Source organism: Luteimonas sp. Soil_C_16 (genome assembly GCF_057657295.1).
This window is the reverse complement of record NZ_JBDGIS010000001.1, coordinates 699377-719622: the sequence shown is the minus strand read 5'-3', so window position 1 is coordinate 719622 and position 20246 is coordinate 699377. Positions and strand designations below refer to the sequence as shown.

The window sequence follows — 20246 nt, the reverse complement described above, 5'->3', positions numbered from 1 at the left end:
CCTCGTCGGGACAGGGGCGAACGCACCGGCGGCTGATGCCGCCGGTGCGTCGGGTCGTCAGTAGTTCGCGCCGAAGCCGATGACGTGCTGGGCGATGCCGATCCACAGCAGGAACAGGCAGGCCAGCGCCAGCAGCACGGCCCACAGCTTGGCCAGCACGCGGCGCCGGCCGCGCAGCACCTGCCACGCATTCCAGACCGCGACCGCCGCGCCGAGCGGCAGCACCACGGTGGCGAACAGCCGCACGGCGATGATCAGGACATCGGTATCCGGGCTGGTCATCGCGAGATTGCTCAGCATGCCGACGACGAGCGCGAGAGCCCCGCCCATCGCCAGCAGCACCAGCAGCGCGGCGATCCGCACCAGGCGATGCGCGCGTGCGTCGGTGCCGGTCAACCGGTAGGGCGCGCCGTAGTAGCGCCGCACCAGCGCCGAGACCGGCCACGCCACCACGGTCAGCAGCAGCACGACGAGGCTCGCGACCAGCAGCGGCATCGCCAGTGCGCGCCAGGTCGAGACGCGCTCGAACACCATGATCGGCGCATACGGCTCCATCGTGAACCGCACGACTCGGCCGTCGACGACATCCGCCGCGAGGCGATCCGTGCTGTCGCGGTCCTGCCACACGTACGGCGCCACTTCGCGCCACTGCTTCGGTGCGCCGGCGGCGCCCGTCGCCATCGCCACGGTGATCGTGCCGTCCTCGTTGGCGGCGACCTTGACCGGTCCCAGCACGTTGGCCAGCGACAGGAAATTGCGGTCCGGACGGCGGCTGCTGGTATAGGTGCCGGCGATCTGCTCGGCGTGCGCCTTGGCGTCGGCCTCCGGCACGCCGGGCGTCTGTGCGGGCGTGCCCGGCAGGTAGCGGTCGGCGAAGCCGCGCGACAGCGCGTAGCGGATATGACCGGTCGCGCCGTCGCGTCCCGAACTGTTCATCGATACGAACAGGCCGATGCCGTCGTCGAGGAACAGTTGCAGGTCGCTGTGGAACCACTGCGTGTCGCCGCCATGCGAGATCGCGCGGTGACCGTTGACCGAGGTTTCGTAGAAGCCGAGCATCATGCGGTTGAGCGGTCCGATCGACGCCTGGCCGGTGGAATGCATCTGGCGCGCGGTGTCCGCGCCGAGGATGCGTGCGTCCCCGAGGGCGCCGTCCTGCAGATGCGCGATCATGAAACGCCCCATGTCGGCGCCGGTGGCAGCCAGGCTGCCGGCTGGCGCCAGGCTGATGAACTCGTAGGGCTTGGCTTCGCCGTCGGAGGCCTTCGAATAGCCCATCGACATGTTCGCCAGCAGCGGCGCGGGCAGTGGCTGGCGGAAGCTCGAATGGGCCATGCCGAGCGGCTGGAAGATATGGCGTTCGATGTAGTCGTCGAACGACTCGCCCGACACGCGCTCGACGATGTAACCGGCCAACGCGGTCGCGTAGTTTGAATAGGCTGGCGTGGCGCCCGGCACATGGATGCGTTCGGGCACCCAGTGCTTCAGCGCGGCGCCCAGCGGCGTGATCTCGTCGGGATCGGCCGTGATCAGCGCGCGGACCTGCTCCTCGAAACCGGTGGTATGGGTCATCGCCTGGCGCAGCGTCACCGGTACACCGTCGCGGGCCGGGATCTCGAAGTCGAGGTACTGGTTCACGTCGGCGTCGAGGTCGAGCTTGCCCTGCTCGACCAGTTGCATCACTGCTGTCCAGGTGAAGAGCTTGGACACCGAGCCCGGACGGAAGAGCGTGGCGGCCGGGTCGACCGGCGTGCGCGCGGCGAGGTCGGCATAGCCGTAGCCCTTCTGCAGCAGCACCTCGCCGTCCTTGACCACCACGACGACGGCGCCCGCAATGTCGCCAGCGGCCAGCGCATAGGGCACGAAGCCGTCCAGCCAGGCTTCGGCGTCCGCGGCGTTCAGCGCGGGCGCGCTGCCAGGCGCGACCGGCGTCTGCGCATCCAGCGGCGGCGTGTCGACCGGCGTGGCCGGCGTCAGCGGAGCGGCGACAGGCGCTGGTGGGATCGCCGGATCCTGGGCGGCCGCGAGTGCCACGCCAGCCGCAAGCAACCCGGCGAACAGGAAGGTTGGAATCACGCGCATCGCACTGCCCCGGTTTGTCCTGATTGGCGATATTGATCCCAATCAGAGAATTGTCAACCGTGCCGGAAGTCCTCATAACGCGGTCGATGACACCGCTGCGAGTACCGCAGCGACTTTCACCGATCGCCCGCTGGGGCGATGATGATCCCGAAACGACACGAACGGACCCGGTACGGATGACAGCGCAACACCCCACCATCGGCCGACTGCTGCGCTCGCTGCGCGCGCGGAAAGGCTGGACGCTCAAGCAGATGAGCGAGCATTCCGGCATTCCGCTGTCGACGTTGTCGAAGGTCGAGCACGACCGGCTGACGCTGACCTACGACAAGTTGCTGCAACTCAGCCAGCGCCTGCAATTGCGCATGTCGGAACTGTTCGCCGAACAGGACGAGGCGCCCGAGCCGCCGGTCACCGCGCGCCGGAGCATCGGCCGCGTCGATGACGCGATCCGCATCACCACGCCGAATTACGACTACTACTACCTGTGCCCGGAACTGCGACGCAAACGCATGATTCCGGTGCTGACCCGCGTGCGTGCCAAGACCATCGCCGAGTTCGGCGCGCTGGTGCACCACTCCGGCGAGGAGTACATCCACGTGCTCGAAGGCCGCATGGAAGTGCACACCGAGTTCTACGATCCGATCGTGCTCGACACCGGCGAAGGCGTGTACATCGACTCGAACATGGGGCACGCCTACATCGCCGCCGAAGGCTGCGACGAGGTGCTGCTGCTCGGCGTGTGCTCGAGCGCCGACGAACAGCTGATGGAATCGCTGCTGACGCTGCATGGCGAGGAAGGCGCCGTCGCCACCAAGGTTCGACAACTCGCACCGGCCGCGAAGCCGGCCAGGCGCGCGGCGAAGAAGCCGGCGACGCGTTGACGCGTCGCTGCGCGCGCTGGTTTCTGCGGATCCGCGCACACCGGAAGTTGCCCTGATCAATGCCGGTTCCGGGCTGCGGCCTTCTTCCGGATGCGATTGCGCATCCCGCCCGGTTGGACAGGCGGTATCGTATCCGCCTGATCCTGTAGCGGAAATCCAGATGCCCCGTCACGCTCACCTGCTGTCCGTCCTGTTGCTGGTCGCCATGCCGGCGCTGCCTGCCCTCGCCGCCGACCGCATCACCGGCCAGCCGTTCGCGACCCGCAGCGAGGTGCATGCGCCGCACGCGATGGCCGCGACGTCGCATCCGCTGGCGACGCAGATCGCGCTCGACACGATGAAGGCGGGCGGCAGCGCGGTCGATGCCGCGATTGCCGCCAACGCGGCGCTCGGGCTAATGGAACCGACCGGCAACGGCATCGGCGGCGATCTGTTCGCGATCGTGTGGGATCCGAAGACGAAGCGCCTGTACGGCTACGACGGCTCGGGGCGTTCGCCGCAGTCGTTGACGCTGGCCGAGTTCCAGCGCCGCGGCCTGACCGATATTCCGTCGCACGGCCCGTTGCCGGTGACGGTGCCCGGTGCGGTCGACGGCTGGTTCGCACTGCACGGCCGCTTCGGCAAGCGTGCGATGGCCGAAAACCTCGCGCCGACGATCCGCTACGCGCGCGAGGGCCATCCGGTGCACGAGGTCATCGCCTATTACTGGGATCGCTCCGTGCCGCGTCTGGGCAAGTGGCCGGGATTCACCGAGCAGTTCACGATCGACGGCCGCGCGCCGCGCACCGGTGAAACCTGGCGCAATCCGAATCTCGCGAACACGCTGCAGGCGATCGCCGACGGGGGGCGTGACGCGTTCTACAAGGGCGACATCGCGCGCACGATCGGCGATTACTTCGCCGCCAACGACGGCTTCCTTGCCTATGAGGATCTGGCCGCGCACACCGGCAACTGGGTCGAACCCGTGTCGACGACGTATCGCGGCGTCGAGCTGTGGGAACTGCCGCCGAGCGGACAGGGCATCGCCGCGTTGCAGATCCTCAACCTGCTCGAACCCTACGACCTCAAGTCCTACGGCTTCGGCAGCCCTGAGCATGTGCATCTGTTCGTCGAGGCGAAGAAGCTCGCGTTCGCCGACCGCGCGCGCTGGTATGCCGATCCGGCGTTCCATCCCGCGCCCGTCGAACGGCTGATCTCCAAGGACTACGCCCGCGAGCGCGGCGCGCTGATCTCGATGGACACCGCGTTGCGCGAAGTGCAGCCGGGCACGCCGAAGCAGCTCGACGAAGGCGACACGATCTATCTGACCACCGCCGACGCCGACGGCATGATGGTGTCGCTGATCCAGTCCAACTACCGCGGCATGGGCAGCGGCATGGCACCCCCGGGCCTGGGGTTCATCCTGCAGGATCGCGGCGAGCAGTTCGTGCTGCGCGAGGACCACCCGAACGGCTATGCACCCGGCAAGCGCCCGTTCCACACCATCATTCCCGCGTTCGCGACGAAGGATGGCGAGCCGTGGCTGAGCTTCGGCGTGATGGGCGGCGCGATGCAGCCGCAAGGCCATGTGCAGATCCTGATCAACATGCTTGACTTCGGCATGAACCTGCAGGAAGCCGGCGACGCGCCGCGCATCCAGCACGACGGATCGACCGAACCCACCGGCCAGAACACCGCGATGACCGATGGCGGCGAAGTGGATCTGGAAACCGGCTTTCCGTATGAAACCGTGCGCGCGCTGATGCAGAAGGGGCATTCGGTGCGCTTCTCGCACGGCCCCTATGGCGGCTACCAGGCGATCATGAAGAACCCCCATGGCGGCTGGACCGGCGCCAGCGAATCGCGCAAGGACGGACAGGCCGCGGGCTACTGACGCATCGCCTGCGCGCAGGTATTCTCGCCGCCTCATTCAAGGGACTGGACGGCATGCGCGGATGGATCGTGGCGGGACTGGTGGTGCTCGCGGTGTCGAGCGTGGGCGTGCAGTCCGACGGCGATGCGTCCGACGACATGACGCATGCGTCGGATGCGGTGTCGCGCGCCGAGCAGATGCGACTGCGTCAGATGCGTGTCGAAGTGGGCGCGTCGCCGCAGATGACGCAAGGCGTGGACGACACCGCGACGGCCTCGACGGACACGGCGGCGCAAGGCGCGCACTGATCCCACGCGACGCGCCTGTATGGACGCCTCGGGATTTCCGCATCATGGAATCGAGAACGCGACCGGCGCCGGTATGCTGGTCACCTCGTTCCTGCCGGGCCGTCGCATGATCCGTCCCTTTCTCGCGGCTGCGTGTGCCTTTGCGCTGCTCGTCCCCGTCGCCCAAGCGCAGGCGCCCTACGCGCGCCTCGACGAAGCGCCTGTCGCGCAGCCAGATACGGCAGCCGACCAGGCTGCCTGGCGCAGCTGGTCGCAGCGCAGCGCCGCCGCACTGGCCGCCACCGGCCAGCCGCGCGAGCTGGCGTTCGCGGCCGTGCTGCGCGGACTCGCCGATACGCCTCCGGAACACCCCGACACCGACGCGCCGTCGCAGCCGGCGGCGCCGGACGCACAGGCCAGCGCCTGGCGTCGCGACGCTGCCGCGCGCGCGGGCAATGATGTGCTCGCCAATGCGTTGCTCGCCTACGGCGCCGCCGACGAAGCGACTCGGCTGCGGGCGGCGCAACGCTGGCTCGGCGCCGATCCGCAGAATCTCGCGCCGCTGCTGGTGCGTGGCGGCGGCGTCGAAGCCTTGCTCGCCGATGCGCGCGTCGCGACGCGATTCGAACTCGGCATGCTCGAGCAGGTGCGCTGGATGCAGGCCGCATTGCTGCGCACGCCGCCGACGCCGGCAGAGCGCGCCGCGCTCGCCGACACGGGCGAGTTTGTGCCGAGCGAACATGCCGCGGTCACCGCGATGGGCCTGTGGTCCGCGGTCGCATTTCCGGGCCTCGACCCGCTGATGCAGGACTGCGACACCGACGCGCTGGGCGCGAATCCCACCCGCGCGCGCGATTGCCGCCACGTGGCCGACATCATGGCCAACGGTTCGGATACGCAGCTCGGCGCAATGCTCGGCCTGGTCCTGCTCGAACGCCTCCCCACCACGCAGGCCGAACGTACCGCTGTGCAGGCACGCCGCCGCGCGTTCGACTGGCGGATGCTCGAATGGGGCCGCGCCAATGCCGCCCTGCCCCGCGACGGCGCCGGTCAGTTCGTGCGCTTCCTCGCCGATCCGTCGATCCGCACCGAAGCCGATCTCATCTCCCGCGCGCTGCAGGACGCCGGCATTCCACTCCAGCCACCGGCGGGTTGGCAGCCGCTGCGCTGAAACCCGGTGCCGCGGTCGCCAGACGCACGCAACGCCTCAGCGCTCCAGCGGGTACACCTGCGACACCTCGCAACGCGCGCCGAAGGGCGACACGGCGCCGTGGAACGTGTCGAGGCCGGTCATCGCGCCCGTGTTGCTGCGACTGAACACCACGTGGTCGCCCGGATTGCCGCACACCATGCCCAGGCCCATGGCCGACGCCAGCGACAGTGACTCGGAGCCGGACTGCATGCTGCAGGCGCCGCGCGTCTCGATCCGGTAGAAGCGGTGCCCACCCGAGCGACGCGGCGACACCTCCACCACGATCCCCTCCGGCGTTTCGTGCCAACCGCGCAGCCAGCTGTTGGCGACGCAGTAGTCCGGCGTGCCCCGGAAACCGCGTTGCCGGGCACCGCGCACCACGACGGTATCGAGGGTCGGCATGTCGGCGTGCGCCCGTTTCAGCAGCGCTGCGTAGGTGCGCGTATCGATCACCGAGGTGCCCGAGATCGGACAGCTGCGGGTCCCGGTCCGCACCACTTCACCCGCTGCGCCGCAGACCCAACCCGACCAGCCCACGACCTGGGCGTCCGCGCCTTCGAGGATGCCGGGGCAGGACTCGCCCAGCGTCACGAGGTGACGTCGCCCATCGCCAACCCGGAGCGCGAGCGTCGTGTCGTCGGCCTGATAGGCCTCGGCCAGGGTGCGTCCATCGACGCAATGCGCCGCAGGCGCGTCCCGGCTCTCCGCCATGACCGCGCTCGACAACGCCGGCACTGCCAGCACGCACATGGCGATCCATTTCCAAAGCATCCCTGCGACCCCACGGGTGGTGTTCATCGACATTCGACACTAGCAAGCCAGCCGCGTCCGTTGTCACCACTGTCTTCCCGCGAGCGCCAGGCGCACACTCCCGCCAGCGTCGGCACCGCGCCGCCGCACGGGGATGGAGAGATTCGATGCGGCACATGCACCTTGCCTGCGGCCTGCTGGCCGCGGCGCTGACCATCTGCGTCAATGGCCCGGCCACCGCGCAGGCCTACAACAGCTTCACCCTCGGCGCGGGATTCACGCCCGATCCGCAGACCGGCAACGGCGAGACCGGCGGCGCGACGCAGGCTTCGCGCTTCGGGCCGCAGTGCAGCGGCGTCATCGACGCCACGCCCGACCACACCATCCGCGTGACCTCGCCGCTCGACCTGCGCCTGTCGGTGGACAGCACGACGGATTCCACGCTGGTCGTCGTCGGTCCCGCTGGCGTGTTCTGCGACGACGACAGCGCCGGCGAACTCGATGCGCAGGTCGATGCCCGCCTGACCCCCGGCGACTACGCCGTCTACGTCGGCCACATCGAGCAGCCCGGCCGCTACACGCTGACCCTCACCGAGGGTAGCGGCGTGGCCACGACTGGCGACGGCGGGCAGTACGCAAATTTCCAGCTCGGCGCCGGCTTCACCCCTGATCCGCAGATCGGAACCGGCGAGACCGGCGGCGGCGTCGAAGCCAGCCGCTATGGCGCGCACTGCACCGGCATGATCGATTCAACGCCCGACCATCGTCTGACCATCACGTCGACGGTCGCGCTGCGTCTCGCGGTCACCAGCACCACCGATTCGAGTCTCGTCGTGACCGGTCCGGGCAAGGTGCTGTGCGACGACGACGGTGCCGGCGCGCTCGATGCCGCCGTCGTCGACACGTTCCGTCCGGGCGAGTACGAGATCTACGTCGGCCATCTCGGACAGGCGGGCACCTACCGGCTGGAGATCAGCGAGACGAATTGAGCGGGGCGTCGCGGCCGTTCGATCGAACGGGCGTTTCAGCGCTGCGTCGAGTCGACGGCCGCGGCCTCTCCGCCGCGATTCAATCCGCCGGCACCGTCCGCTCGCGCGCCCAGCTGCGCAGGGCGTCGACCTGTTCGCGCATCATCACCGACAGCGGGCGCGTGTCGCGCAGGGATTCGACGACCATCGGCTGCGACAGCGGTGCGCCGGCGGCGTGTGCGGCGTAGAGCGCGGCGACGATGGCCTGTTCGATTTCGGCGCCGGAGAAGCCTTCGGCCTCGATCGCGAGCAACGGCAGGTCGAAGTCCGCGACGTCGAAGCCGCGCCGCACCAGATGTACGGCGAACACCTCGGCGCGCACGTCGGCGGTCGGCAGGTCGACGAAGAACGTCTCGTCGAAGCGGCCCTTGCGCAGCAGTTCCGGCGGCAGGTCGTGGACCTGGTTGGCGGTCGCGACCAGGAACACCTTCGACTTGCGCTCCGCCATCCAGGTCAGCAGGAAACCGAGCACGCGGCGCGAGACGCCGCCGTCGCTGTCGCCGCTCGAGGCCAGGCCTTTCTCGATCTCGTCGATCCACAGCACGCAGGGCGCGAGCTGTTCAGTCGAGGCGATCGCGTCGCGCAGATTGCGCTCGGTTTCGCCGTGGTACTTGTCGTAGAGCGTGCCGAAATCCAGCCGCACCAGCGGCACGCCGAAGCCGCCGGCGATGGCTTTCGCGAGCAGCGACTTGCCGCAGCCCTGCACGCCGAGCAGCAGCACCCCTTTGGGCGGATCGAGACCGGGCGGCGCGTCGCCTTCGACGAACACGCGACGTCGCTGTTCGACCCAGCGCTTGAGCCGGCGCGCGCCGGCGACATCGGCGAAGCCGGCGGTGTCGTATTCGTAATGCAGATGCCCGCTCTTATTGAGCAGTTCGAACTTGAGCTTGGCCAGCGCCGGCAGGTCGTCGTGCGCGAGCGCACCATCCGCGTGGATCAGTTGCCGCGTGATCCGGCGCGCATCGCCCAGCGACAGGCCCTGCAGGTTGCGCACGATCTGGCGCACCGCATCGGCGTCGGCCTCGACTCGCCGTCCACCATGCTCCTGCTGGTAGGCCGTCGCTTCCTCGCGCACCAGCTTCAGCAGCGCATCGGCATCGGGCAGGCGCGGGCGGAAGCGCACGGCCATGGTTTCGAGATCGGCGGGCAGTTCCACCTTGTGGCCGACCAGCACGATCACGTGCGGCAGGCAGTGGCGACGCTGCACCAGATCGCGCAGCTGGCGCTGGGTGCCCGCGTAACCGAGGTAGGGATGGAAATCGAGCAGCAGATAGATGCCGCGCTGGTCGGCGTCGCGGATCGCGGCCAGCGTGTTGCTGGCATCGGCGGCGGTGTCGGTCTCCGACTCGCCGTCGAGATCGACGCGGCGCAGGCCTTCGGTGATCGTCCAGCGGTACAGCGCGCGCCAGACCTGTACCAGCGACTGCCGGAACAACTCGACCGCGCGCGGCTCGTCGGGCGTCTCGACGACGATCAACGGCGTGTTGGCCCGGATCAGCGCGGCCAGGTCCTGCAGTTCACTCATGGGCGCGGCGCGCTCGCGGTCTGGGATGCCGATGTTAAACGGGTGGCGCGCGCATGCGGTCGCGGGCGTCGCACGGGCGGTGTACGCTCGATGCGCGAACCGACCCGGAGACTTCGATGAAGACGGTACTGGTGGCCAGTTCCAAGGGTGGCGTGGGCAAGACCACGATCGCCACCCATCTCGCCGCGCACGCCGCGTTGTCGGGCGAGTCGACGGTGCTGGTCGATGCCGATCCGCAGCAGTCGTCCACGCGCTGGGCCGAACGCCGCGCCGGGATGGAAGCGGCGGTGTTGCCGGTCGACGGCAGCGCGCGCCACAAGAAGGTGCTGGCATCGATCCCCGATGGCGCGACCCGGCTGGTGGTCGATGCGCCCGCGGGCGCGATGGCCGACGATCTGGATGCGTATCTGGAGATCGCCGATGCGATCGTCGTGCCGGTGCTGCCGTCGGCGCTCGACATCGATGCGACCGTGGGGTTCCTCAACACGCTGGCCAAGCATCCGCGCATCCGTCGCGGCCAGACCCGCGTGGGCCTGGTCGCCAATCGCCTGCGCCCGCACACCAACGCTTCGCAGCAGGCGCTCGCTCTGCTCGCGCAATGGCCGTATCCGGTGATCGCGCAGCTGCGCGACAGCCAGGCTTACGTGATGCTGGTCGGGCTGGGCAAGAGCCTGTTCGACTACCATTCGGCGCAGGTGCGCGACCATCAGGACGACTGGGCGCCACTGCTGAAGTGGGTCCGGAAGTAGGCTGTCCGCCGACGCGTTCACCGCATCCGAACGCTCCGCCCGTCATGAAGTCACAAAACGAGGCCGCCGACCGCCCATGCGCGAACTGATCCTGCTCCGCCACGCACACGCCGATCCCGCCCTGCCCGGGCAAGCCGACATCGACCGGCCCCTGTCGGCCGAAGGTCTGGCCGAAGCGGAGGCAGCGGGTCGCTGGCTGCGCGAGAAACACCTCGTGCCCGACTGCGTGCTGTGTTCGCCGGCGCGTCGCACCCGCGAAACGCTCGAAGCGGTCCTCGGCGCGATCGGCTACGTCGACCAACGTCTCGAGCCCTCGATCTACGAAGCGACGCCCGGCACGCTGGCGACGCTGCTCGACGAACATCGCGACACCGGCCGCCTGTTGCTGGTCGGCCACAATCCCGGACTGGAGCGCCTGGCCGCATTGCTGCACAGCGGCCAGACCGGCGAATACCGCGGCATGCCGCCGGGCGGCATCGCGGTGCTGACGCTGCCGACGGGCGCTGCGGTCGAACCCGCCGTCGCCGAACTGTCGGCGTTCTGGTGGCCGTAGGCGCACCGGCGCCCGCTTCGCTCAACGCTGCTTCGCCCATGGCCCATGCCGCCGGCTCCGCGCTGCGTACGCTGGCAGGCCTGTGCCTGTCGGCGGCGTGCGTCGCGCCCGCGTTCGCATCGGCCGACGTGCCGGGCCAGACGCTTCTGATGGATCTCAAGCGCTCGGAAATCGGCTTCAGCCTCAAGACGCGCTGGGGCCAGCAGCTCGAGGGCCGCTTCGACGACTGGCGTGGCGACATCACCGTGCTGGCCGATGGCCGCCACCAGGTGCGGCTGATCCTGGACGCGGACAGCGTCGAGATCATCGACAGCCGCGCCTACACGCGCATCACCCGCGGGCCGGGCGTCTTCGACGTCGCGCGCTATCCCGAGGTGCGCTTCGTGTCCGATCCCTTCCCGTCCACGCTCGCACGCGACGGCGGCGAGATGACCGGCATCCTGAGCATCCGCGGCGTGCAGCGCCGGGAGACCTTCCGGATCACCCCGTCGCAGTGCGCGCGCCCGGGCCTCGACTGCGATGTGATCGGCGAAGGCGATGTCCGCCGCAGCCAGTACGCGATGGACCGCTGGGGCTACGCGCTGGCCGACCAGGTGCGATTCACGCTGCGGATCCGCGCGCTGGAATCCCGCTGATGCACGCCGTCACCCGCATCCTGCTGCTGGCGCTGACGCTGGCGACCGCGGCCTGCACTTCGCTGTCGCCGGCCAAACGCGATGCCGCCGCGCACATCGCGGTCGAAGCGCGCTCCACCGAAGTGCTGTGCGATCGCGCCGATGCCTGCGCGGCGCCGTCGCCACTGCGCGATCTGGGCACCCGGGCGGTGGCGCGCAGCACGCCGGCAGCCCCGCAGCATTACGCGCTGCTGCTGGAGTACGGCCAGGACGCGCTGCTCGCGCGCCTGGATCTGATCCGCGGCGCGCAGCGCACGATCGACGTGCAGACCTACATCTTCGACGAGGACGACGCCGGCCATCTGGTGCTTGAGGAACTGCTGTCGGCCGCACGCCGCGGCGTACAGGTGCGGCTGCTGGTCGACCAGCTGTCGGCATTGCGCACGGTGGAGACGCTGTCGGCGCTGGCCGGCGCGCACACCAACTTCGAGATGCGCATCTACAACCCGGTGCTGGGCCGGGCGCGCATCAGTTATCCGCAGTACGCGCTGGCCGCGGCCTGCTGCTGGCGGCGGCTCAACCAGCGCATGCACAGCAAGGCGCTGCTGATCGACGGCGTGGTCGGCATCACCGGCGGCCGCAACTACCAGGACGACTATTTCGACTGGAGCGACAGCTTCAACTTCCGCGATCGCGACGTCCTGATCGCGGGGCCGGTGGTCGAGGCGATGGAGGAGAACTTCGTCGCGTTCTGGCACGCGCCGTTAAGCACGCCGGTCGAGCAGCTGGGCGACGTCGGCCGGCATCTGCTGCGCAGCGGCGTGCCGCCGGTGTCGTTCCAGGAGTACCAGCGCCCGCAGCGCGTGGCCGCGATCCTTGAAGACGCCGGCGACGGGGCGCTCGTGCGCCAGCGTCTGGTCGATGCCGCGCTGCCGGTCGGGCCGGTCGAGTTCATCGGCGACCTCCCAGCCAAGCACCGGCGTAATCGCGAGGCGGCCAAGGCCGCGATCGCCGCGACGCCGCGGCTGCGCGAATTGATCGAGTCGGCGCAGGACGAAGTGCTGCTGCAGACGCCGTATCTGGTGCTGTCGAAACCGGCCGAGCAGATGTTCTTCGACCTGCACGCGCAGCCCGACGCGCCGCAGGTCGTCGTGTCGACCAACAGCCTGGCCGCGACCGATTCGTTCATCACCTATGCGCTGTCGTACAAGTACAAGCGCCGGCACCTGCGCGATTTCGGTTTCCAGATCTACGAGTACAAACCGTTCCCGGAAGACGCGCCGATTGATCTCGAGGTCACCGGCGCCGTCGGCATCTCGTGGAACGCCGACGGCAGCGTGAACCTCGACGAGAGCGGCACCGAAGGCGCGGCGACGACGCGCGAGGAAGTCATCGCCGCGCGTCCCGCGAGCGCCGCGCCGCTGACGCGCGAGTATTCGGCGCTGCGGTATGCGGGCATCGGCGTGAACCGGCGCGTGCCGCTCAACCGCACGGGCCTGCGCATGGGTCTGCACGCGAAATCGCTGGTGGTCGACGAGCGCATCGGCGTGGTCGGCACGCACAACTTCGATCCACGCGGCGACAACCTCAATACCGAGAGCGCCGTGGTCATCGACGACGCGCGCTTCGCGCAGCGGCTGGCCGCGAGCATCCGCCGCGACATGTCGCCGGAGAATTCGTGGACGATCGCGCGGCGCGATCCGCCGCCGGTGTTCTCGGGCGTCGACTATTCGATGGCCAAAGTCTCCGAGCGCTTGCCGATTTTCGATCTGTGGCCGACGCGCTATGCGACGAGCTTCGAATTCCAGCCCGGGCCCGACTGCCCGGCGCCGTTGCCTCCGGATGCCCCGGGTTTCCGCGAGTGCTATGTCGCGGTCGGCGATTTCCCGGAAGTGAGCCTCGGCTTCCGCAGCCTGCTGACGCGGATCTTCACCGCATTCGGCGCGGGACTCGTACCGATTCTCTGAGACGCGCCCGGCGCGTCCCACGGTCGGCGCGGCGACGACGGGGTCGCTGCGCACCATACACCCGACGAATCGCGTGCCGCCTCGATGAGGGAGCGCGCCTCGCCCTCTGCCTTGTCGACCGGACGTCCTGACGGCCACGCGGGCGCGCGCCTGCGCTGCACGGTCACGTTCTTCGATGTCCAGGCGTCTTGGTCACAACGGACGATAGAACCGAAGAAAAGTGAACGCAGGATTAATGGTTTCGATGAATTCGCGGGATATGACTTCTTGCACGTGGTGTTATCGAACAGTGGTGTTGTAGTCTACCAACACACCGAAGCACAACGACCCCGAGGACACCGCCATGCAGACCCAGACCACTCCCGCCGCCCGCAACGCCAGCGCCGCACTCGTCCGCCCGTTCGGCCTCGGCTACGGCCGCAGCAGCAGCTACGGCGCCCCGCGCAGCTACAGCAGCGCACCGGCGCCCGCCCGCTTCCGCGTCGCCTGATCCGTCCATCCACTTCACCTCTCTCCAGGAATCCCGCCATGTCCCGTATGCACGCCATCGTCCACGCCGCCGCCCACCTCGCGCCGCCCGTCGCCTTCCGCCAGGCCCGTCTGTTCGGCCTCGGCTACGGCCGCAGCAGCGGTTACGGCACGCCCCGCAGCTACGCCGCCGAATCGGTCCCCGCCCGCTTCCGCGTCGCCTGATCCCCGCTCGACCCACCAGGAGTTCCGCCATGTCCCGCATGCACGCCATCGTCGACGCCGCCGCCCATCTCGCGCCGTCGGTTGCACCGCGCCCCACCCGCGAACCCGGCACCGGTTACGGCGCCAGCAGCAGCTACGGCGCCCCGCGCAGCTACGTCACCCACACCAGTCCTTCGCGCTTCCGCATCGCCTGATCCTCCGATCAGCTCCGGCGCCTGAAGCGTTCCCCCGATCCTCAGGAGTTCCGCCATGTTCCGCATCCACACCCTCCGCGCCACCGACGCGTCCGTTCCGGTCCCGGCCTGCATCGCCCCGCCTGCGCGCTTCCATGCCCAGGTCCGCGCTGCGCGCAGCCACGCCGACAGCCCGTTCCGCTACGAAGTCCGCGACAGCGCCATGCCGACGCGTTTCCACATCGTCTGATCCGCATCGATCCCCCGCGACCGGTACGCGCGCCATCGCGACGCGCCATTCCGCCGGTCGCGCTGCGCGGCGGCCCGCAACGGCCTAAGCTGCCGGGTTTCCCCCGGAGCCTTCCCCGCATGTTCCGCAGCGACACCTCGCTCGACCAGCTCAACGCGATGTCCGCCGATACGGCGATTGCCGCGCTGGGCATCGTCTTCACCGAAATCGGCCCGGACTTCCTGCGCGCGACGATGCCCGTCGACAGCCGCACCCATCAGCCGTTCGGACTTCTGCATGGCGGCGCGTCCGCATTGCTGGCCGAGACCCTCGGCAGCAGCGCCGGCGGCCTGTCCGTGCCCGAGGGTTGCGGCGTCGTCGGCATCGAGATCAACGCCAATCATCTGCGCGGCGTGCGCGCCGGCATCGTGACCGGCACCGCGCGTTCGCTGCACGTCGGACGCAGCACCCAGGTGTGGGAGATCCGCGTCGAAGATGCGGCCGGCAAGCTGGTGTGCATCTCGCGGCTGACGCTCGCGGTGGTGCCGAAACCGTGAGCGCGCATTCTGCAACCTGCGGCGCGTGGCAGGCGTTCCTCGAACGCGTTCCACGCCGCGCAGGCCCATGTTTGGGTATCGTGCACCGATGAGTGCTTCTTCCGTTCGCGCCGACGCCGGCGACACGCCGGCGCGCGTGTTGCGTTACTGCGTGCGCGTGCCGGTGCTGTTGTGGCACCTGTGCATCCATCTGCCGATCCTGCTGCTGTCGATGCTGCCGCCGATCGGCCGACGCCGGCTGCGCAGTGGCGAGCGCGTCGACCACCGCATGATCCGCTGGTGGCAGGGCGGACTGATGTGGATCTTCGGTTTCCGCCTGCATCGCAGCGGCACGCCGTTGCCGGGTGCGGTGCTGTTCGTCGCCAATCACGTGAGCTGGGTCGACATCGTCGCGCTGCACAGCCAGCGCATGGTCGGCTTCGTGGCCAAGCGCGAGATCGCCGGCTGGCCGGTGGTGGGCTGGCTGGCCGCGCGCGGCGAGACGATCTTCCACCAGCGCGGCAGCACCGAATCGCTGGGCGGCGTGCTCGAGGAGATGGTCACGCGGCTGCGGGAAGGCCGGCCGGTGGCGGTGTTTCCCGAAGGGCGCACGCGCGGGGGTGATGCGGTCGGCCCGTTCCACGCGCGCATCTTCCTGGCGGCGGTGGAGACCAATGTGGCCGTGCAGCCGGTGGCGCTGCGTTACGGGCGGCACGCATCGGCGCAGCGCATCGTCGCCTTCGGCCCGCGCGAATCCTTCTTCGCCAATTTCATCCGCCTGCTCGGCGAGCCCGCGCGCGATGCCGAGGTCGCGTTTCTCGAACCGATCCTGCCGGCCAATGCGGAAGGCCGCCGGCATCTGGCCGAGGTCTCGCGCGAGCGCATCGTCGCGGCGCTGGACGCACGCGATTGAAGCGGCTGCGTCCGTCGCCGGAGACGGAGGCAGGCGGCCTCGCCGCGGAGGGCATGCGCGTGGGCGGCAGCGAGTACGCGCCGCCGTTCTGGCTGCGCAATCCGCATCTGCAGACGGCGCTCGGCAGCAGCCAGTGGCGACGGCGACGCGGCGCGCAGGCACTCGCCGCGACCGGTGCGGTGACGACCGAGCATCTGGTCGACGGCGGCGAAGGCGTGCGCCTGCACGGCCTGCACAGCGTGGTGCCAGGCCGCGCGCCGCGCGGCCTCGTGCTGCTGCTGCACGGCTGGGAGGGCAGCAGTGAATCGAGCTACATGCGCCAGACCGCGGCCCAGATGCTGGCGCTCGGCTATGCGGTGTTCCGGCTGAATTTCCGCGACCACGGCGACAGCCACCACCTCAACGAAGCGATCTTCCATTCCAACCGCATCGACGAGGTGGTGCACGCGGCGGTCGACATCGCCGCGCGCTTCGATCCGCGGCCGATGCTCGCGGCCGGCTACTCGCTGGGCGGCAACTTCGCGCTGCGGCTCGCGCTGCGCGCGCCGGCCGCCGGTCTGCAGCTGGCCGGCGTCGCCGCGGTCTGTCCGGTCATCGACCCGGCGCGCACGATGCTGCAGATGGAGGTGGCGCACCACCAGCTGTATCTGCGGCACTTCGAGCGCACCTGGCGGGCCTCGCTGCGGCGCAAGCGCGACCTGTTCCCCGATCATCTGGACGTCGACGACGCCACGCTGAGCCTGGGCCTGCGCGACCTCACCGACTGGCTGGTGCGCACGCATACCGAGTTCGGCACGCTCGACGACTACTTCGACGGCTACTCGGTCGCTGGCGACCGGCTGTCGTCGCTGCAGGTGCCGGTCGACATCCTGATGGCGGCGGACGACCCGGTGATTCCGCTCGACGCCTTCCACGCCCTCGCGCTGCCGGCGCATGCGCGGCTGGAGATCAGCCGTTGGGGCGGGCATTGCGGTTTCCTGCTCGACCGGCATCTCGACGGCTTCGCCGAACGCTGGGTCGCCGCGCGTCTGGATGTGCACGCGGATGCTGCACGGACCTCGGTGGAGCGCACGCGGCTGGCGACGGCGGTGCATGCGGGTGCGGGTGCGCAGAGCGGTTGAATTGTGCGTATCGGTTGGGCGGGCTACGCGCTTTGCGGGTTGTGATCACGCCGCTTCGTCCAGAACACTCGGCTTCGGGCGCGTCGTCTTTTCGTCTCCGTCGGGCGCACGGCGCCGTTGCGTCGTCCCGGCCAGTCTTGGAACGAAGATCGAGATGGGCCCCAGCCTGCGCTGGGGCGACGGGGTGCGGTGTCCGTGCGCATCAGCGGTTGCTCGCGCGCGTCGTTGCGTCCGGCACCTGTGATCCGCGCTTCGAACCCGCCCCACCCCGCCCGCTACAATGCCCGGCCTTGCCTTTGGTCGGCTTCGCGCCCGGATATCCAGCATGTCGCAACAGATCTACCAAGCCCTGCGCCGCGGCGCGAATGCAGAAGCCGCCACGCTCGCCCGCCAGGCGCTGGCCGAGGGACACAAGGACACCGACACGCTGAGCGCCGCCGCGCTCGCGTTCCGTGCGACCGGTGATCGCGAGACCGCGCTGTCGACGATCGACGCCGCCATCGCGCAGATGCCCGACGACGCGGAACTGCATTTCCTGCGCGCCGGCATGCTGCTCGACACGCGCGACCTCGGCGGCGCGCAGGCCGCGCTGGCGCAGACCGTCGCGCTCGATCCCAACCAGTTCGGCGCGTACGTCGTGCAGGCGCAGATGGCGATCGGCCGCAACGATCTCGACGAAGCCGAGCGCCAGACCAAACTCGCCGCACGCGTTGCGCCCGAGCATCCGTGGACGCTGATGCTCGAAGGCGTGCTGGCCTCGCGCCGCAACGACCACGATCGCGCACTGACGCTGCTGTCGGCGGCCTCGAAGGGGGCGCCGGACGATCTGCAGGTGATCAGTGCGCTCGGCTTCGCGTATCTCGCCAAGGGCCACTTCGCGTTCGCCGAGCAATCGTTCCGCCGCCTGATCGAGAAGACCGGTCAGGTGCAGCTGCGCGGCCTGCTCGCGCAGATCGTGCTGCAGCAGGGGCGTCCGGCCGACGCGGCCGACGAACTCGCCGTGCTGCTGGCCGATCCCGCGCACGCGACGCCGTCGCTGCAGGCCTTCGCCGGCGAGCTCGAACTGCAGGCGAAGCGCTTCGATCGCGCCAAGCCGTTGCTGCAGGCCGCGTTCGCCGCGCATCCCGATTCGCACCGCGCGACCAACGGCCTGCTGCTGTTGTGGGAAGCGACCGGCAACACCGAAGAGACGCAGGCCACGCTCGACGCCGCGCTCGAAAAATCACCGGAGCTGGATCACCTGTGGGTCGCGCGTCTGGCGATGGAAGCCTTCGGCAGCGAAGCGGCGACCGCGATCATCGCGCGCTGGAACGCGGCGCGTCCTGATCATCTGCCGGCGCTGCAGGCGCAGCTCGCGCTGGAATCGGGCACCGGCGCGCACGAGGCATCCGAAGCGACCGCGCGCAGGATCACTGCCCTGCAGCCCGGCCACGGCAACGCCAACCAGCTGCTGTTCAACCGGTTGCTGGACCGCGATCCCGCGGCCGCCGTCACTTTCGTCGAAGGCCTGCTGCCGGCCGCCAGTCCGCAGGCGCGCCTGATGCTGCGCCGCTGGATCGGCACGGCCCAGGACGCGGCGGATCGTCCGGCCGACGCGATCGCGACGTGGCTCGGCCTCAACGTCGAGGAAACGGCGCAGGTCGGTGACCCGCCCGTGCCCACCGCCGCGCCGGCGAGCTGGCCCGAGCGCGCGACCGTCGACGGCCCGCGTGCACCCGCGGTGTTTCTCTACGGCGCGCCCGGCGCGCAGGTCGATCGCATCGCGAACGTGCTGCAGCGCGCGTTGCCCGAATTCCGCGCCGACCGGTTCTCGATCGCGGTCCAGGATCCGTTTCAGGACACCAACGTGCCGGCGCGTCTGGCGCAGGGCGTGTTCACCGCCGAACAGGTCGCCGCCGGTTGGCTGTCGCAGCTGCCCGCGCGTGGCATCGGCGCCAACGGGGCGGTTATCGACTGGATTCCGTTCTGGGACAACGCCTGGCTGCTGGCGCTGCGCCCGCAGCTGCCGCAGGCGCGTCTGCTGTTCGCGCTGCGCGATCCGCGCGACATGCTGCTGGAGTGGTTCGCGTACGGCGCGCCGATGGCGTTGCGCATCACCGATGTCGACAGTGCCGCGCAGTGGCTGGCCGCGCATCTGTCGCAGATCGCCGACGTGATCGAGCAGGACCTGTTCCCGCACACCGTCGTGCGCACCGATGCGCCGGGCGAGGATCTCGAACGTCTGGCCGCGCGCTTCGCCGAAGCCCTCGGCGTGCCCGCGTTCCCGACGCCGCCGCGCGAACTGCTGGGTCCCGACCGCATTCCGGCCGGGCGCTGGCTCGCCTACCGCGAGGCGCTGGCCGGCCCGTTCGCCGCGCTGACGCCCGTTGCAGTACGTCTGGGCTACCGTCAGGACTGATCCTTTCCGAGCGGAGACACCATGCGACTCCACAGCGACAGTTTCGAGCAGGGCCAGCCGATCGCGGCGACGTTCGCGGTCGGCGCGCCCGACGGCTTCGGCGGCAACCGCAACCCGCATCTCGCCTGGGACGACGTGCCGGCGGGCACGCGTTCGTTCGCCCTGCTGTGCCTCGATCCCGACGCGCCGACCGATCCGTCACTGGCGGGCAAGGACGGCGTCGAGATTCCGGTCGAACACCCGCGCGGCACCTTCGTGCATTGGGCGGTGGTCGATCTGCCGGCCGACCTGCGCACGATCGCAGAAGGCAGCGCCAGCGACGGCGTGACCAAGGGCGGCAAGCGCAATCCGCCGGGCCCGGACGGCGCGCGCCAGGGCCTCAACGACTACACCGGCTGGTTCGCCGGGGATCCGGACCTGGCCGGCGACTGGTTCGGCTACGACGGCCCCTACCCGCCACCGAACGACCTGCGCACGCACCGCTATTTCTTCCGCCTGTTCGCACTCGACGTCGCCACGCTCGACGTGCCGGAGCGCTTCACCGCCAACGACGTGCTGCGCGCGGTGCAGGGCCACGTGCTGGCCGAAACCACGACCTGGGGCAGCTATGCGCTGCATCCGGAGGCTGCGAAGCCCTGACGGTCTCGGGACGCGACCGGTCGGGTCGCGCTCGGCACTCAAGAGCCCCTCTCCCACCGGGAGA

The 20246-nt window shown here is 69.7% G+C and carries 21 protein-coding genes; 18 read left to right on the top strand and 3 right to left on the bottom strand.

Annotation, left to right across the window (positions count from 1 at the left end; all coding sequences use genetic code 11):
* Positions 1-57: 57 nt before the first annotated feature.
* Entirely contained in the window at positions 58-2082 is a 2025-nt protein-coding gene (locus AC3A5T_RS03225; protein ID WP_487627324.1) for a serine hydrolase domain-containing protein, read from the bottom strand.
* Positions 2083-2258: 176 nt separating this feature from the next.
* On the opposite strand from AC3A5T_RS03225, the gene AC3A5T_RS03220 reads away from it, so the two are divergent.
* The 4 genes from AC3A5T_RS03220 (at position 2259) to AC3A5T_RS03205 (ending at position 6273) form a co-directional block, all read left to right on the top strand.
* Entirely contained in the window at positions 2259-2963 is a 705-nt protein-coding gene (locus tag AC3A5T_RS03220; RefSeq protein ID WP_232136699.1) for a helix-turn-helix domain-containing protein, read from the top strand.
* A 160-nt stretch (positions 2964-3123) separates the two neighbouring features.
* Entirely contained in the window at positions 3124-4836 is a 1713-nt protein-coding gene (ggt, locus tag AC3A5T_RS03215; protein WP_487627323.1) for a gamma-glutamyltransferase, read from the top strand.
* Positions 4837-4889: 53 nt separating this feature from the next.
* Positions 4890-5123, top strand: a complete 234-nt coding sequence (locus tag AC3A5T_RS03210) for a hypothetical protein (RefSeq protein WP_487627322.1) — start codon at positions 4890-4892, stop codon at positions 5121-5123.
* A 106-nt stretch (positions 5124-5229) separates the two neighbouring features.
* Entirely contained in the window at positions 5230-6273 is a 1044-nt protein-coding gene (locus AC3A5T_RS03205; protein WP_487627321.1) for a hypothetical protein, read from the top strand.
* Positions 6274-6309: 36 nt separating this feature from the next.
* Here the strand turns inward: AC3A5T_RS03205 and AC3A5T_RS03200 are convergent, their stop codons facing one another.
* The gene (locus AC3A5T_RS03200) at positions 6310-7092 is read right to left on the bottom strand and encodes a hypothetical protein (RefSeq protein ID WP_487627320.1); all 783 of its coding nucleotides are present in this window, start codon (positions 7090-7092) and stop codon (positions 6310-6312) included.
* 119 nt (positions 7093-7211) lie between these two features.
* Between AC3A5T_RS03200 and AC3A5T_RS03195 the strand changes: the two genes are divergently transcribed.
* A complete protein-coding gene (locus AC3A5T_RS03195) occupies positions 7212-8033 on the top strand; it encodes a hypothetical protein (protein WP_487627319.1) in 822 nt (273 codons plus the stop codon).
* A 79-nt stretch (positions 8034-8112) separates the two neighbouring features.
* Here AC3A5T_RS03195 and AC3A5T_RS03190 read toward each other — a convergent pair whose 3' ends face one another.
* Complete coding sequence (locus tag AC3A5T_RS03190; RefSeq protein ID WP_487627318.1) at positions 8113-9597, bottom strand: AAA family ATPase; 1485 nt, start codon at positions 9595-9597, stop codon at positions 8113-8115.
* 116 nt (positions 9598-9713) lie between these two features.
* Here AC3A5T_RS03190 and AC3A5T_RS03185 point away from each other — a divergent pair, with 116 nt between their 5' ends.
* The 13 genes from AC3A5T_RS03185 (at position 9714) to AC3A5T_RS03125 (ending at position 20182) form a co-directional block, all read left to right on the top strand.
* Positions 9714-10346 carry a ParA family protein gene (locus AC3A5T_RS03185; protein WP_332077794.1) on the top strand — a complete coding sequence of 211 codons (633 nt, stop codon included), beginning with the start codon at positions 9714-9716 and terminating at the stop codon, positions 10344-10346.
* Between the two features lie 76 nt (positions 10347-10422).
* Positions 10423-10899 carry a SixA phosphatase family protein gene (locus AC3A5T_RS03180; RefSeq protein ID WP_332077793.1) on the top strand — a complete coding sequence of 159 codons (477 nt, stop codon included), beginning with the start codon at positions 10423-10425 and terminating at the stop codon, positions 10897-10899.
* Positions 10900-10937: 38 nt separating this feature from the next.
* Positions 10938-11534, top strand: a complete 597-nt coding sequence (locus AC3A5T_RS03175; RefSeq protein WP_487627317.1) for a YceI family protein — start codon at positions 10938-10940, stop codon at positions 11532-11534.
* Positions 11534-13480 (top strand): phospholipase D family protein, encoded by a 1947-nt coding sequence (locus tag AC3A5T_RS03170; protein WP_487627316.1) that lies wholly within the window; start codon positions 11534-11536, stop codon positions 13478-13480. Before AC3A5T_RS03175 ends, AC3A5T_RS03170 begins: the two co-directional genes overlap by 1 nt.
* Positions 13481-13823: 343 nt before the next feature.
* On the top strand, positions 13824-13970 hold the full coding sequence (locus AC3A5T_RS03165; protein WP_332077790.1) for a hypothetical protein: 147 nt from the start codon (positions 13824-13826) through the stop codon (positions 13968-13970).
* A 38-nt stretch (positions 13971-14008) separates the two neighbouring features.
* Positions 14009-14173: a hypothetical protein gene (locus AC3A5T_RS03160; protein ID WP_332077789.1), complete on the top strand. Its 165-nt coding sequence runs from the start codon at positions 14009-14011 to the stop codon at positions 14171-14173.
* Positions 14174-14202: 29 nt separating this feature from the next.
* Positions 14203-14367: a hypothetical protein gene (locus AC3A5T_RS03155; RefSeq protein WP_332077788.1), complete on the top strand. Its 165-nt coding sequence runs from the start codon at positions 14203-14205 to the stop codon at positions 14365-14367.
* Positions 14368-14422: 55 nt separating this feature from the next.
* Complete coding sequence (locus tag AC3A5T_RS03150; protein ID WP_487627315.1) at positions 14423-14596, top strand: hypothetical protein; 174 nt, start codon at positions 14423-14425, stop codon at positions 14594-14596.
* A gap of 119 nt (positions 14597-14715) precedes the next feature.
* Entirely contained in the window at positions 14716-15132 is a 417-nt protein-coding gene (locus tag AC3A5T_RS03145; protein ID WP_487627314.1) for a hotdog fold thioesterase, read from the top strand.
* A gap of 88 nt (positions 15133-15220) precedes the next feature.
* Positions 15221-16024 carry a lysophospholipid acyltransferase family protein gene (locus AC3A5T_RS03140; protein WP_487627313.1) on the top strand — a complete coding sequence of 268 codons (804 nt, stop codon included), beginning with the start codon at positions 15221-15223 and terminating at the stop codon, positions 16022-16024.
* Positions 16025-16083: 59 nt separating this feature from the next.
* Positions 16084-17145, top strand: a complete 1062-nt coding sequence (locus AC3A5T_RS03135; protein WP_487627439.1) for a YheT family hydrolase — start codon at positions 16084-16086, stop codon at positions 17143-17145.
* Between the two features lie 325 nt (positions 17146-17470).
* Positions 17471-19543: a tetratricopeptide repeat protein gene (locus AC3A5T_RS03130; protein ID WP_487627312.1), complete on the top strand. Its 2073-nt coding sequence runs from the start codon at positions 17471-17473 to the stop codon at positions 19541-19543.
* A 21-nt stretch (positions 19544-19564) separates the two neighbouring features.
* Positions 19565-20182, top strand: a complete 618-nt coding sequence (locus tag AC3A5T_RS03125; RefSeq protein ID WP_332077783.1) for a YbhB/YbcL family Raf kinase inhibitor-like protein — start codon at positions 19565-19567, stop codon at positions 20180-20182.
* Positions 20183-20246 lie beyond the last annotated feature (64 nt).

Coding starts and splice junctions, on each gene's coding strand:
- AC3A5T_RS03225 (WP_487627324.1), bottom strand. CDS start 2,082: ATGCGCGTGATTCCAACCTTCCTGTTCGCCGGGTTGCTTGCGGCTGGC.
- AC3A5T_RS03220 (WP_232136699.1), top strand. CDS start 2,259: ATGACAGCGCAACACCCCACCATCGGCCGACTGCTGCGCTCGCTGCGC.
- ggt (WP_487627323.1), top strand. CDS start 3,124: ATGCCCCGTCACGCTCACCTGCTGTCCGTCCTGTTGCTGGTCGCCATG.
- AC3A5T_RS03210 (WP_487627322.1), top strand. CDS start 4,890: ATGCGCGGATGGATCGTGGCGGGACTGGTGGTGCTCGCGGTGTCGAGC.
- AC3A5T_RS03205 (WP_487627321.1), top strand. CDS start 5,230: ATGATCCGTCCCTTTCTCGCGGCTGCGTGTGCCTTTGCGCTGCTCGTC.
- AC3A5T_RS03200 (WP_487627320.1), bottom strand. CDS start 7,092: ATGAACACCACCCGTGGGGTCGCAGGGATGCTTTGGAAATGGATCGCC.
- AC3A5T_RS03195 (WP_487627319.1), top strand. CDS start 7,212: ATGCGGCACATGCACCTTGCCTGCGGCCTGCTGGCCGCGGCGCTGACC.
- AC3A5T_RS03190 (WP_487627318.1), bottom strand. CDS start 9,597: ATGAGTGAACTGCAGGACCTGGCCGCGCTGATCCGGGCCAACACGCCG.
- AC3A5T_RS03185 (WP_332077794.1), top strand. CDS start 9,714: ATGAAGACGGTACTGGTGGCCAGTTCCAAGGGTGGCGTGGGCAAGACC.
- AC3A5T_RS03180 (WP_332077793.1), top strand. CDS start 10,423: ATGCGCGAACTGATCCTGCTCCGCCACGCACACGCCGATCCCGCCCTG.
- AC3A5T_RS03175 (WP_487627317.1), top strand. CDS start 10,938: ATGGCCCATGCCGCCGGCTCCGCGCTGCGTACGCTGGCAGGCCTGTGC.
- AC3A5T_RS03170 (WP_487627316.1), top strand. CDS start 11,534: ATGCACGCCGTCACCCGCATCCTGCTGCTGGCGCTGACGCTGGCGACC.
- AC3A5T_RS03165 (WP_332077790.1), top strand. CDS start 13,824: ATGCAGACCCAGACCACTCCCGCCGCCCGCAACGCCAGCGCCGCACTC.
- AC3A5T_RS03160 (WP_332077789.1), top strand. CDS start 14,009: ATGTCCCGTATGCACGCCATCGTCCACGCCGCCGCCCACCTCGCGCCG.
- AC3A5T_RS03155 (WP_332077788.1), top strand. CDS start 14,203: ATGTCCCGCATGCACGCCATCGTCGACGCCGCCGCCCATCTCGCGCCG.
- AC3A5T_RS03150 (WP_487627315.1), top strand. CDS start 14,423: ATGTTCCGCATCCACACCCTCCGCGCCACCGACGCGTCCGTTCCGGTC.
- AC3A5T_RS03145 (WP_487627314.1), top strand. CDS start 14,716: ATGTTCCGCAGCGACACCTCGCTCGACCAGCTCAACGCGATGTCCGCC.
- AC3A5T_RS03140 (WP_487627313.1), top strand. CDS start 15,221: ATGAGTGCTTCTTCCGTTCGCGCCGACGCCGGCGACACGCCGGCGCGC.
- AC3A5T_RS03130 (WP_487627312.1), top strand. CDS start 17,471: ATGTCGCAACAGATCTACCAAGCCCTGCGCCGCGGCGCGAATGCAGAA.
- AC3A5T_RS03125 (WP_332077783.1), top strand. CDS start 19,565: ATGCGACTCCACAGCGACAGTTTCGAGCAGGGCCAGCCGATCGCGGCG.